The organism is Yeosuana sp., from assembly GCF_057126245.1.
In genome coordinates this window covers 44,214-58,756 of sequence record NZ_DBNGMQ010000050.1, presented here as the reverse complement: position 1 = coordinate 58,756, position 14,543 = coordinate 44,214, and the positions used below count along the sequence as shown (strand labels likewise).

The 14,543-nt window shown below is 32.4% G+C and carries 7 protein-coding genes; 4 read left to right on the top strand and 3 right to left on the bottom strand.

Annotated features, from left to right (window positions below; genetic code table 11):
* Positions 1-441 precede the first annotated feature (441 nt).
* Complete coding sequence (locus AC15TD_RS05685; RefSeq protein ID WP_484451166.1) at positions 442-4,596, bottom strand: hybrid sensor histidine kinase/response regulator; 4,155 nt, start codon at positions 4,594-4,596, stop codon at positions 442-444.
* Between the two features lie 330 nt (positions 4,597-4,926).
* On the opposite strand from AC15TD_RS05685, the gene AC15TD_RS05680 reads away from it, so the two are divergent.
* The 4 genes from AC15TD_RS05680 (at position 4,927) to AC15TD_RS05665 (ending at position 11,737) form a co-directional block, all read left to right on the top strand.
* Positions 4,927-6,036, top strand: coding sequence for an acyltransferase family protein (locus tag AC15TD_RS05680; RefSeq protein WP_484451165.1), 1,110 nt, complete (start codon positions 4,927-4,929; stop codon positions 6,034-6,036).
* Positions 6,037-6,065: 29 nt separating this feature from the next.
* Complete coding sequence (locus tag AC15TD_RS05675; protein ID WP_484451164.1) at positions 6,066-7,250, top strand: exo-beta-N-acetylmuramidase NamZ family protein; 1,185 nt, start codon at positions 6,066-6,068, stop codon at positions 7,248-7,250.
* A gap of 87 nt (positions 7,251-7,337) precedes the next feature.
* The gene (locus AC15TD_RS05670; RefSeq protein ID WP_484451163.1) at positions 7,338-8,798 is read left to right on the top strand and encodes a sodium:solute symporter; all 1,461 of its coding nucleotides are present in this window, start codon (positions 7,338-7,340) and stop codon (positions 8,796-8,798) included.
* A 17-nt stretch (positions 8,799-8,815) separates the two neighbouring features.
* Positions 8,816-11,737 (top strand): FAD-binding and (Fe-S)-binding domain-containing protein, encoded by a 2,922-nt coding sequence (locus tag AC15TD_RS05665; RefSeq protein WP_484451162.1) that lies wholly within the window; start codon positions 8,816-8,818, stop codon positions 11,735-11,737.
* A gap of 167 nt (positions 11,738-11,904) precedes the next feature.
* Here the strand turns inward: AC15TD_RS05665 and AC15TD_RS05660 are convergent, their stop codons facing one another.
* The gene (locus AC15TD_RS05660; protein ID WP_484451161.1) at positions 11,905-14,010 is read right to left on the bottom strand and encodes a xanthine dehydrogenase family protein molybdopterin-binding subunit; all 2,106 of its coding nucleotides are present in this window, start codon (positions 14,008-14,010) and stop codon (positions 11,905-11,907) included.
* Positions 14,007-14,486 (bottom strand): (2Fe-2S)-binding protein, encoded by a 480-nt coding sequence (locus tag AC15TD_RS05655; RefSeq protein WP_484451160.1) that lies wholly within the window; start codon positions 14,484-14,486, stop codon positions 14,007-14,009. Before AC15TD_RS05655 ends, AC15TD_RS05660 begins: the two co-directional genes overlap by 4 nt.
* Positions 14,487-14,543: the final 57 nt, after the last annotated feature.

Below are 14,543 nucleotides of genomic sequence, written 5' to 3'. Positions count from 1 at the left end.
TTGTGAGTTTTAAATCATAAGCGTCTTTTGTTTTGAGTTTAAAATTAGTTTTTATTGAGTTATAGTATAAATAGAATAAGAAATACTAATAGCCCTAAAATGGCGACTATCAATAGTATTTCTAATATTTGTCTTGTTTTAATATGGACTTTACTCATTACTTCATATAGAGTTAAACAAATGTTAAATTTATATTAACTAAATAATAGAAGGAATTCAGCACAAAGTAGAAGTAATGATGCAAACGTTTGTAAAAACTTGTATTTGCAACATTTGAGATATTTAATGCAACATTTATGCTATTATCTACAAATTGATTTTTAAGAGAAGTTTGTTTGGTATAATTGTTTTAAAATTGATAATCGGATTCAAGTTGACACATTTATGAGATAGAAATTAATTCTTATTGGAAATAATATAGTACGAGAAATAAGCAAATATTTACTGGTTGCTTTTAACTTCTGTAGGTAATATTCCAAAATGATTTTTAAAGCATTTGGCAAAATATGAAGGTGACGAAAATCCAACATCATAACATACTTCAGAAATATTATTGTTGCCCATTTCAATCATTTGTTTGGCTTTCTGTAACCTTATATTTCTTAAAAATTCATTGGCTGTTTGATTAGTAAGCGCTTTAATTTTTCTGTAAAACTGACTTCTACTTAAATTTAATTCAGTTGCAAGTGATTCAACATTTAAATCTGCATCACCCAAATGTTTATTAATATAATTCAAGACTTTTTCAATAAATTCTTTATCAATGGATGTTGTAATAACGTTATTAGGTACATCTGAAATTAAACTAAAATATTTATTAAAAATGAGTTGTCTGCTAGTTATTAATTGTGAAAGACGCAGTTTTAAAAGTCTCATGTCAAAAGGTTTTACCATATAAGCATCAGCACCTATTTCAATACCTTCCATTCTATTTTCTATTCTAGCTTTAGCTGTAAGCATTAGCAGTGGAATATGACTTGTCCTCATGTCTGCTTTGATATGCTTACAAAATGTATATCCGTCCATTTCGGGCATAATGATATCTGTCATAATTACGTTTGGTAGAAATTCTTGTGCTAACTTTAATCCTTCTAATCCATTTTTTGCTGTTAGTATTTTATATTCATCTTTGAGTTCATTTTTTAAGTAATTTTTAAGTTCACTATTATCTTCAACGATAAGCAGGGTATGCGAAACAGTGCTTTTTTCTTTATTGTATTGAGTATTTTGAGGTATACTATTGAGTTCTTCATTAGCAACAGAATCTTCTGGTTTGTTTATTATTATTTCATTTTCATGAAAATGTTCTTTTCCTGCTGGAAGTAAAATTCTAAAACTTGTGCCTTTGCCTTCTTTGCTTTCAACTTCTATTTTTCCTTTATGTAGTTCAACAAAATTTTGAACAACCTCTAAGCCAATTCCTGTACCTCCATAATAGGTTTTGTTTAAATTTTCAACTTGATAAAAGCGTTCAAAAATTCGTTGAGTTTCTTCTTTAGCCATTCCAGGACCTGTGTCTGATATTACGATTTCAATCACTTTAACAGGATTGTCTTTATTAACAAGAGGTAAGAGTACTAAGCTCTCTTTTGAGAATAAGTCAATATTAATACTACCATTTTCTGGGGTGACTTTAAATGCATTTGACAGGATATTAAAGATAATTTTCTCTAACATTTGTTCATCTGCCCAGATTAAAATATCGTTTATATCATAATCAACGTTTAAATGTATATTTTTTACATGGGCTTCTTCTTTAAAATGACTAATAACATCATTAGTTATATTAATTAAATTCAATTCTTTAGCTCTAATTTTAACTTTATTTATTTCTAACTTTCTAAAGTCTAAAAGTTCATTGATTAGTCTGTAAAGTCTGTTTGTGTTTTTATAAATAACCTTGTGCTTTTCTTTAATTCGTTCAGGAAGCTTTAGGGTATTGTCATTAATAATATCTTCTAGTGGATTAATAATTAGCGTGAGTGGTGTTCTAAATTCATGTGAAATATTTGTAAAGAATTGAATTTTCTTTTCATTCAGTTCATCTACCTGCAGTCTTTTTATCCTTTCATTTCTTAGTTCAGCTTTTTCTTTTAATCTTTTTTGAGTATAGTAGTTGAGTAAATAGACACCAAATAGAAAAAGAACCATATAAGCACCAATAGTCCAATTTGTTTTCCACCAAGGCGGTAATACGGTGATTTCTAGATTTAATGGTTCATTATTCCATAATCCATCATTATTGGCCGCTTTAAGTTTAAAAGTATACTTTCCCGGATCTAAATTGGTATACGTGGCACTTCTTTTTTTACCAACATAGTTCCAATCGTTTTCATAGCCCTCTAGGAAATAGGCAAATTCAATTTTTTCTGGACGCGTATAATTAATGGCTCCATACTCCAAAGTAAAAACAGATTGATTACTATTTAGTGTTAAACTTTTTGTTTCCGAAAGTACTTTTTTTAGAGGGGAATTGTCATTATTAGGTTCAATTTTTTCATTAAATATTTTCAAGCTAGAAAGATAAAGGTTCGTAGTATTTTGGTTTCTTATTATTTTATTCGGATTAAAGAAATCTATGCCTTGGTAATTTCCAAAGTATAGCGTACCACTTTGGTCTTTATGTACTGAATTTATATTAAAATCATTAGATAAAAGCCCATCATTCTTTGAGAAATTAGTAAAGCTTTGATTTTTAACATCAAACTTTGTGAGACCTGTATTTCCACTAAGCCAGATGTTATTATCTGATGTTTCAATGATGGCGCAAACATTTTCTTCTTGCAACCCGTTTAATTTATTATACCAAGTATATGTTTCTGTATTAAGGTTATATTGGCAAAGTCCCGCACCTCTTGTTCCAATCCATATCGTATTGTTCGAGCCTTCATATAAAGATAATATATGGTAAGCAGGAATCTTGTTGCCGGCAAAATCTTTTGAAATTTTGTCTGAGATTAACTCAATTGAAAATGTTTCATTTTTATTCTTTTTCATTTTAAACAAGCCATAGGTTGTTCCTATCCATATATTTTCTTGTTTATCTACTAAAACCTTCCAAATAAAAGCATCAGATAACCGAAATTCTTCTATCGTTTCAGGATTGTGGTGTGTGAATTTTTGAGTTTTAGGGTTTAAGGAGTTTAAACCACCATTTACAGAAGAAAACCAAATAGTTCCATCAGAATCTTCATCAAAACTTACAATAATATTTGAATTTAATTCGCCATTAGTATTTTCTGTATTATAGTTAATAAATTTTTTAGAACCTTTTTTTAGAAAATAAATACCTCCATTCCAACTTCCTGCCCATACATTCTCTTTGCTATCAATAAAAATAGTTATAATATAATCGCTTGTGAGACCTTCGTATTCTTTATTTGACATTGAATTTATGTGAGTAAATTTGTTTGTTTTCTCATCAATAATATCAATGCCACCGCCATCCATCCCAACCCATAATTTTCCATTTTTATCTTTTGTGATAGAGGTCACCGAACTTGTCTGTAAAGAATTTGGTTTATTATTTAAACTTTCAAAATTTTTAAATTTGTCAAAAAGTTTGTCATAAACCACAACACCTTTATTATAGGAACCTAGCCATATTCTTTCATCTTTATCTAAATATAAAGACCAAATGGAATTAGACGAAATACTTTTTTCATCAGTTTTACTTTGAATATAATTTTTAATTAGGTTTCCATTAGGCTCTAAGTGAAAAAGCCCATTGTTTTCTGTACCACACATTATTGTACCGTCGGGAAGTGAAATCATAGACAGTATAGTGTTACTAGAAATATTAAAGTTTTCTACTGTAAATACTTCATTATATTCATCAGTTTCTTCTATTCTAAATAAACCATTATTAAATGTCCCTACCCATAGAATATTATTGTTGTCTTTGATAATAGTTTTAGATGGATATCCAATAGAGGTAAAACCATTTTTAACGCTAAACTTTACTAATTTTAATGTTTTACTGTTGTAATCATATTTTTTAAGCCCCTTGTTGGTAGTAACATATAATTCGTCATGTTTATCTAATACAAAATTATATACAGAAATAGCTGAGGTTTCTGTCTTATTTTGACTTACAATTTTTTCAGATTTTAACGTTTTTAAATCTAGTTTAAACATTCCTTGCTCAAACGTTCCAATAAAAAGATTTCCCTTGCCATCTGTTTTTAATCCAAAAATTGGAACGTTCAAATTGTTATTTTCAAGATCTGAAATTTTGATTTTTGTAAATGTATCTTTGTCTTTATCATAAAGATTCAAACCTTCTTCCGTGCCAACCCATAGCCTGTTGTTTTCATCAATTATAGAACAGTAAACTAAACTACTACTTATAGAAGTTGAATCATTTAAAGTTGCTTTATAGGCATCGAAATCAATGCCATTATATTTGTAGATGCCAGAACCATTTGTCCCTATCCAGATAAATCCAAAATTATCTTGAATAATTGTGGATACACCTAATTTAGGCATGCCTTCTTTTATATTAATAAATTGGTATGATTGATTTTGTTTTTGAGACCAAACTTGGTGCTGGAATATTACAAAGAAACAAATAAAGATGTACTTAGTTAAGGTCATTGTTTTTTAAATCGTTTATAAAAAATCACTTTAAAGTTACATGTTTTTTTGTGATTTCAATCTGTTTTTATGCCCTGTAAATTTTTTTAATATAGCTTTTTCTTATCGAGAAAATAAGTCTCGAAATTGTTTTTTGTTTCAAATATTAGTTTGAAGCTTTTAATTAAAGACTTTTAAAAGAAATATTTAAAAATATAATTTTAGGTTTTTCTTTTAATTGTTTAGCCATTGGTAACCCATAACCTATAGCATTCAATTTTTTTGGTTATAACATGGCAAGGATAAATGCAAAAAAAATATCTAAATTTGATTACATAAATATATGAAAAGATGAATACATCAAAAAGGTTAATTTCGTTAGACGTTTTAAGAGGTGTTACCATTTCGTTTATGATATTGGTTAATACCCCTGGTAGTTGGTCTTATGTTTATGCGCCACTTAGACATGCTAAATGGCACGGTTGTACGCCAACAGATTTGGTGTTTCCTTTTTTTCTTTTTATCGTAGGCGTATCTATTTGGTTCTCTTTTAAAAAGTATGATACAAAGTTGTTAAAAATAACTCTATTTAAAATCCTTAAAAGAACAGCTCTTATTTTTATTATTGGCTTAATATTAAATTTATATCCATATTTTAATTTTGGTGAAGTACGGGTAATGGGCGTTTTACAAAGAATAGCAATTGCTTATGGCGTTGGATCATTACTTTGTTTAAGCTTAAAAAAAGATAAGCTATTAATTGTGTTAGGGGGAATTTTATTAGGCTATTGGGCGCTTTTATATTTTGGTTCAGAATTAAATCCGTATTCATTAGAAGAAAATGTTGTTAGGCAGTTTGATTTGTTGATATTCGGAGAAAATCATGTGTATAAAGGATTTGGAATTCCTTTCGATCCCGAGGGCTTATTGTCTACAATTCCAGCTGTAGGGACGGTAATAATAGGTTATATGGTTGGGGAAACGATTAGTCTTAAATTATCTACTGTACTAAAAATTAGAAAATTATTAATACAAGGCACCTTATTAGTTGGTTTAGGAGCTGCTTGGGGTTTCGTGTTTCCTATTAACAAAGCTTTGTGGACCAGTTCTTATGTGCTTTATACAGGTGGTTTAGGTATTTTACTTCTAGCCTTTTTGATTTTTGTTATTGATCTTAAAGGATATTCTAAATGGGCGAAACCATTTGTGCATTTTGGAACAAATCCATTGTTTATTTATGTTTTTTCTGGTCTTTATGTGAATACAATTATTTACTTAATTAAAATACCTACTGAAAATATTGACGTTAAACTAAATGGATATAGTTATCTGTTTAAAAACATATTTTCACCATTAGCTGGAAATATGAATGGGTCCTTATTGTTTGCGTTAAGTCATATAGTTGCTTTTTGGTTCATATGCTATGTGCTTTATAAGAATAAGATTTTTATAAAAATTTAAGATTCAATCAAAAAAATATAAATAAAACTATGAGGGTTAAAACGGGTCTTGATGTATTAATTGAAGACAAAGAAATTAAAAAAACATTTAAAGGTAATGTCGCATTGCTATGTCATAATGCATCTATTGATTCTAATTATACTCATGCAGCATTAACATTCAAAGCTCTTTTTGGTGATAGGTTTGTAAAACTATTTGGTCCTCAACATGGTTTTTCAACTGATGTTCAAGATAATATGGTTGAAACCGATCATATAGTTCATCCATATTTTAAGATTCCCGTGTATTCGTTGTATTCAGAAACTCGTATTCCTACTGATGAGATGCTTGAAGGGATAGACCATTTGTTTGTCGATTTGCAAGATGTTGGATGCAGGATATACACTTATATCTATACGTTGACACTTTTACTTGAAAAATGCAGTAATAAAGATATTGAAATTGTGGTCTTGGATAGGCCCAATCCTATAAATGGCATTTCTATTGAAGGGAATATTTTAGAATCAGAATTCGAGTCTTTTGTAGGTCGTCACCCTATTCCAGTAAGACACGGAATGACAATGGGAGAAGTTGGATTAATGCATCAAAAATATTGGGCAAGCGATCAAGCGAATCTCAACATTATACAGATGCGCCATTGGGACAGACATATGTATTATGAGGATACAAAGTTACCTTGGTTGTTGCCTTCACCGAATCTTCCCAGAATGCAAAGTGCACTTACATTCCCAGCTACCGTTTTGTTTGAAGGCGCACTAATAAGTGAAGGTCGCGGAACCACGCAATCTTTAGAAATTGTTGGTCATCCTAAAATTGAACCCTTTTCATTTTATGAAAACCAGTTATCTGCTGCCGTTAAGAAATCAAAATTAGAAGGTTTTGTATTCAGACCGATTACATTTTTACCAACCTTCCAAAAGCATGCCAACCGAGTCTGTGGAGGCGTTCAAATTCATGTAACCGATAAATCAAGTTTTCAACCTTGGCGTATTGGTCAATTATTAATGCGCGAATTATACCATTATTTAGGAACTGATTTTGAATGGAAGCAACCACCTTATGAGTATAATTATAATCAGAAACCAATAGACATTATTAATGGAACCGAAAAGTTAAGACATTGGATTGAAAATAATGATGCTATAGAAATACTCGATACATTTGAAGATATGACAGAATACAAATCAAGGCTTAATGAGATTAAGATTTATTAAAAAAGAGGAAATCAAAATAATCATTAAAAGCATATCAATGCAAACTATATTTATAACTTTAGAGCAAAGTTTAAAGAGAGCACATAAATGAGCGCAACACTAATTTTACTAATTGTAGCATCCTATTTTGGAGTATTATTACTCATATCTCATGTTGTGTCGAAAAACACCAGTGACCAATCGTTTTATACAGGCGACAGAAAATCACCCTGGCAAGTCGTTGCTTTTGGAATGATAGGCGCTGTATTATCAGGTGTTACATTTGTTTCAATTCCAGGAATGGTAAGCAATAATTATTTTTATTATTTACAGTTTGTTTTTGGTAATGTTGTTGGGTATGTTTTTATAACCTATGTGCTTCTTCCTATTTATTACGATTTAAAACTAATTTCAATATATACCTATTTAGAATCACGTTTTGGTATAAAAACATATAAAACGGGTTCCTTATTTTTCTTAATATCCCAATCATTTGGAGCCGCCCTTCGCTTATTGCTCGCTGCAAAAATCTTACAGTATGCCGTCTTTGATGCCTTTCGTATTCCATTTTTTTTAACGGTTATTATTATTCTCGCGCTTATCTGGTTGTATACCAATAAATCAGGTATTAAAACTATTGTGTGGACAGATACGCTTCAAACATTTTTCTTAATTGCTGCAGCCATAATATCTATTTATGTTGTTAAATGTTCTCTGGGGTTAAGCTTTTCTGAGACCATAACATCTGTTACAGAACATGACTATTTTAAAGTGTTTAATTGGGATATGCATTCTGGAAGTAATTTTTTTAAACAATTTATTTCAGGTATTTTAATTGCGATAGCCATGATTGGTTTAGACCAGAATATGATGCAAAAAACATTAACCTGTAAAAATAAAAAAGAGGCGCAACGAAATATTTTAACCTTTAGTATGATTTTGGCGGTCACGCAATTCTTGTTTTTGGGTTTAGGAGTGATGCTCTATTTGTATGCTGAAAAATTTGGCATTCAATTAGATGTTGAAAACGGAACGTTTATTAATACCGATAATTTATTTCCGATGCTTTCTTTAACTCATTTTGGGACTATAGCGAGCATTAGTTTTATCTTGGGTATAACAGCAGCGTCTTTTTCAAGCGCAGATTCTGCATTAACGGCTTTAACAACTTCTTTTACCCATGATTTTTTAGACATTCAGCATAAAAATTCAAAAGAAAAAAAACGATTAAAAAATCTTGTTTTATTTGGGTTTTCGGTGATTGTTTTTATGATAATCATGCTGTTTTCTCAAAGTAAAGGTGATGTGATTTCTACTATATTTAAAGTAGCAGGATATACCTACGGACCATTATTAGGGCTTTATATGTTTGGTATTTTTACTAAAATAAATGTAAAAGATTCGGCAGTTCCGTATATATGTATTCTTATGCCAATTGTAACCTTTGCTTTAAATTATTACTTTATTATTTGGTTTAAATTTGATTTTGGTTTTATGAATATTTTTGTAAATGCGCTTTTAACAGTAGTAAGTTTGATTATTTTTCGGAGGAATGCTATTGTAGTATAAAAAATTATGAATATTTAATGTCTGATTTAGAACGAAATAAAAGGCTGCTAAGATTATCAAAATCAATTTCAGGCGAGGTCTTTTTTGATGATTTACACAAAAGAATTTATGCTACCGATGCTTCCGTATATAGAAAAATTCCATTGGGTGTTGTTTATCCCAAAAGTAAGGACGATTTAAAAACACTCATCCATTTTGCACAAGAGCATAAAATCACACTCATTCCAAGAGCCGCGGGAACATCCTTAGCGGGTCAATGTGTAGGTGATGGTTTGGTGGTCGATATATCAAAATATTTTACTAAAATTTTAGATTTTAATGAACAAAATAAAACCGTTACCATACAACCCGGAGTTATTAGAGATGCCTTAAATGATTATTTAAAACCTTACGGATTATTTTTCGCACCTAATACATCTACCAGTAACCGATGTATGATTGGTGGTATGGTTGGCAATAATTCATCAGGCACAACATCCATCAAGTATGGGGTGACGCGTGATAAAGTCATGGAATTAAAAACCATGTTAAGTGATGGTTCCGAGGCTGTCTTTAATGAATTGAATACAAGTGAATTCAACAAGAAGCGAGAAGAACCTTCATTGGAAGGTAATATTTACAAGTCAATTTTTAATGAGCTATCCAATAAAGAAAATAAAGATGAAATAATTAAAGAGTTTCCTAAGAAAAATATCCATCGAAGAAATAATGGGTATCCTATTGATGAGTTATTACGTTATGAAGGATTTGGAGGTTCAAACAGCACTATAAATTTAGCTAAGTTATTAACAGGAAGCGAAGGAACTTTGGCCTTTACAACCGAAATAACATTACAGTTAGATACGTTACCACCTCCAAAAAGCATTATGGTAGCGGCGCATTTTAGCAGTATTCAAGAAAGCATGGAAGCTGTTGTGGTAGCGATGCGACATAATTTGTACACCTGCGAATTAATGGATAAAACCATTTTAGATTGTACAAAAAATAATAGAGAACAATTAAAAAACAGGTTTTTTGTTGAAGGCGATCCAAAAGCTATTTTGATGCTTGAAATCTGTACAAATGAAGACATAGAATCTGATGCTTTAGCAAATGCTTTGATAGCTGATTTAAAAAGCAACAATTTAGGATATGCATTTCCGAAATTAACGGATAGTGAAATTAATAAAGCACTCGAACTTCGAAAAGCGGGTCTAGGATTGTTGGGAAATATTGTAGGCGATGATAAAGCCGTTGCATGTATCGAAGATACGGCAGTCGATTTGCAGGACTTGCCAAATTATATTTCGGAGTTTTCTAAAATGATGTCAGATTTTGGACAAGATGCCGTTTATTACGCACATGCAGGTGCAGGTGAAATACACTTGCGGCCAATTCTAAATTTAAAGAAACAAGAAGATGTCGTACTGTTTAGAGAAATAACCTCAAAAACAGCTGAACTTGTTAAAAAATATGGAGGTTCTTTTAGCGGTGAGCATGGCGATGGTATTGTAAGGGCGGAATTTATCCCGAAAATGATTGGAGAAAAAAATTATGCGCTCATAAAACGCATCAAAAATACCTTCGACCCGAATCATATTTTTAACCAAGGAAAGATTGTTGATGCCTTTCCAATGGATGAGAATTTAAGATATAAAGTTGATAGAAGGGAACCAGAAATTGAGACTATTCAAGATTTTTCAGATAGTTTAGGGATTCTTAGAGCTGCTGAAAAATGTAACGGTTCGGGGGATTGTAGAAAACTTCCTGATGCGGGTGGTACCATGTGTCCGAGTTACAGGGCTACTAGAAATGAGAAAGACACCACACGAGCACGAGCCAATGCCTTACGAGAGTTTTTAACGAATTCAGAAGATAAAAATAAATTCAATCATAAAGAGTTGTATGATGTTTTCGATTTATGTTTAAGTTGTAAAGCTTGCGCAAGTGAATGCCCTAGTAATGTTGATATTGCATCTTTAAAAGCTGAATTTTTGCATCAATATTATAAAGAAAATGGAATACCGTTTAGAACAAAAATTTTCGCCAATAATGCATCCTTAAACAAATTTGGCATGATGTTGCCTTCAGTAACAAATGTTGTTTTAAATACGAGAATAACAAAAAAAATATTAGGTGTTGCGGTTGAAAGAAGCATTCCTAAATTAGCAAATAAATCGTTTTATAGTTGGTATAAAGCCAATAGTAAAAGGGTTCTTAGTAAACCCATAACACAAGGAGAAATTTACTTATTTATAGATGAATTCACAAACTACTACGATGTGAATATTGGTATAGATTGTATAGAGCTTTTAACCGATTTGGGTTACAAAGTGAATATTACCAATCATGAAGAAAGTGGCAGAAGTTTAATTTCAAAAGGAGTTTTAGATAAAGCAAAAATTATAGCTGATTTTAATGTCAATTTTTTTAAGGATAAAATTTCAAATACAGCACCTTTAGTTGGTATCGAGCCATCCGCTATTCTAAGCTTTAGGGATGAATATTTGCGACTTTCAGATGATAAACAATCCGCAAAAAGTATAGCAGTCAATACCTTTACAATAGAGGAATTTATGAAAAGAGAGTTCGAAAATAAACAGATTGTTCCTGATCGATTTACCACCAAAACTCAAGTATTGAAAATACATGGCCATTGTCAGCAAAAAGCATTGAGTAGTATAGAGCCAACGTTTAAAATGCTGTCAATCCCAAAGAATTATAATGTTACTATTATAAATTCTGGCTGCTGTGGCATGGCAGGTTCTTTTGGATATGAAAAGGAACATTATCAAGTAAGTATGCAAATAGGCGAAGATACCCTGTTTCCGAAAGTGAGAAATGCTCATGATGGCGTTATTGTTGTTGCCGCAGGAACAAGTTGCAGACATCAAATTAAAGATGGTACTAATAGAATATCAAAGCATCCAATAAGTGTTTTAAGAGAGGCCCTTTTGTAAAATATATTTTAGGCTAGGGTTATATACAGTTTAGTATAAATGAATATATATTGAAAAACTCCTGAAAAATTTAGGAACTGATAAAAGGGAATTAGTTCATGAAAATGAGTGGACAATTTTCAAATAAATTAAAAGGGAACTTGTGTTAATACAAGTTCCCTTTTAATTTATGAAATGGTCGCCAATACTCTTTCTGGAGTAATCGGCATACGGTTTACTCTGGCGCCACAAGCATCAAAAACAGCATTTGCAATGGCTGCACCTACACAAATTATAGCAGGCTCTCCGCCACCTTGTGCTTTGGCATCCATTTTATCGATGAAAACACATTCTATTTTTGGTGTTTTTGAAAACCTAGTAATTTCATAACGATTAAAATTGGTGGTGTTCATTTCGCCTCCATTAAACTCAATTTCTTCGTATAAAGCATATCCTATACCCATAGTAATACCGCCTTCGGTTTGCAAAGTAGCTCCATGTGGATTTACTACTTGACCCATATCTTGAGCGCAAACAATCCTGATAGGTTGTACCTTTCCTGTTTCCTTATCAACAAATACTTCCGCAATCATTGATACTAAAGTCCCTGCATCTTGCCCGAGTGCAATACCATAACCATGTCCCGGTTTTTTCCCTTTATCATAACCAAACGTTTGAGCCGCTAGATCCAAAGTTGCAATCATTTTTTTATTTTCCAGATTGTTCAATCGGAAATCCAACGGATTGATTCCGGCTGCATGTGCCACAACATCAATATGGGATTCCCGTGCAAAAGTGGTCGTGTTATTTCCAGGGGCCCTCCAAGCGCCCGTTCCAAACGGATGAACACCTGCTTGATTGAAAGACCTTATTCGTTTATTTGGAATGGCATAAAACAATTCGGTTCCCCTCGTTCCGGCACAATAAATATCAAAATCCCAAACTTTAAGTTTTCCCATGTTATCTGCACCCCCTGTAACTTTTACTACTGCTGCAGTACGGAAATTATCGTACATAAACTCTTCTTTCCTGCTCCATACCAATTGCACGGGCTTACCGCACAATTTTGCTATGGTAGCCGCCTCAACAGATTGTTGGCTGTTTGATTTTCCACCAAAACCACCGCCCAAAAATATTTGCTTGATATGCACTTTCTCTAAAGGCATTTGCAACGCTTTTGCGACAGCAGATCGGGTGCCAAACGGACTTTGTGTGGAAGCCCAAATAGTGACTTTATCTCCTTCAAAATAACAGGTAGCCACATGAGTTTCGATAGTTGCATGTGCTTTATAGCCATCGTGGTAGGTTGCTTCTTTGTAAATCGTTGAAACTTCTTTCCCTAATTGTAAACTTCCGTCTTTTTCAAATACTTTGCTATCTTGAATAGTATCTTCTAAATATTGAAATATGGTTTCTTGATTTGCCTTCGCTATCGGAGTCTTCCAAGTTATTTTAACGCTTTCAGCCGCTCGTTGTGACACTTCTGGGTCACTATGTACTACAGCTACCAGATTATCTTTTTCCACTAACTGAACGCCTGGGAAATCAGATAATTTTGAAGCTTCAACTTTTACTTTTTTAGAACCAAATACTTCTGGCCGTACAATAGTGGCGTGTACCATTCCTGGTAACATGATGTCTCCTGAATATTTCGCTTTTCCTGTCACTTTGGCCTCTGCATCCAAACTCCTGATGGGTTTGCCGATTAACTTAAAATCTGTGGTTTTTTTTAATTTAGGCTTCTTGGTTAAACTTCGAACGATCTTTTTGCCTTGGGTCAATTCTGCATATGCTATTTTTTTAGAGGAATCATTTTTCACTGAAACTACTCCTTGTATGACCTCTAGAGACGTTTTGTTCATGCCAAAATGTTCTGCAGCAAGATCTAGTAACACTTCCCGTGCCTCTGCAGCGGCAGCTCTCAATACCGGATCTGTAAAACGTGTGGTTAGAGAACCCCAAGTACCTGCATCATAAGGACATAATTCTGTATCGCCCATAATCATATCCACATCGTAAATTGAAACTTCCAATTCCTCTGCCACAACTTGTGCCAGTGAGGTAATAATTCCTTGTCCCATTTCAATTTTACCTGTAAAACAGTCTACTCTACCATCTTCTTTCACTCTCAGGTAGGCATTAAAATCTAGTTCTTCAACTGGCTGGCCATCTTGTGCAAAAAGTGAGCTAAAGGACATTTCACCCAAACAAAATACAACAACCACACCGCCACCTAAATTTTTTATAAATCTTCTTCTGCTATATGCAGTTTCGTTTTTAATCGCTGATTTCATAATTTCACTTTTTTAGGCATTAATTTTCCTGCTGTTTCAATAGCATCCACAATACGATTGTAAGCCCCACATCTGCATAAATTGGATTCCATTCCTGTTATAATTTTTTCGCGGCTAGGATTTGGGTTTTGCAATAGAAAACCATAGGCATTCATAATCATTCCAGAAGTACAAAAACCACATTGCAGGGCATCATGAGAAATAAATGCTTCTTGTAGTGGGTGCAATGCGCCTTCAGTACTCAATCCTTCTATCGATATAATTTCTTTCCCTTCTATATCGTCAGCAAGTACCATACACGAACGGACCGATTCATTATCGATTAATACTGTACATGCGCCACATTCACCAATACCACAACCATATTTGGTGCCAGTTTGTTCTAAGTAAATTCGAATTAGCGTTAGTAAAGACTCCTGGCCTTGCACTTCTAAGGATATTGGCTTGCCATTTAAGGTAAAATTAATCTGTTTCATCTTTTACTATTTTTTATTTGTTAGACTGAATTTGAGTGTGTTTTCAGTCTATAAAAA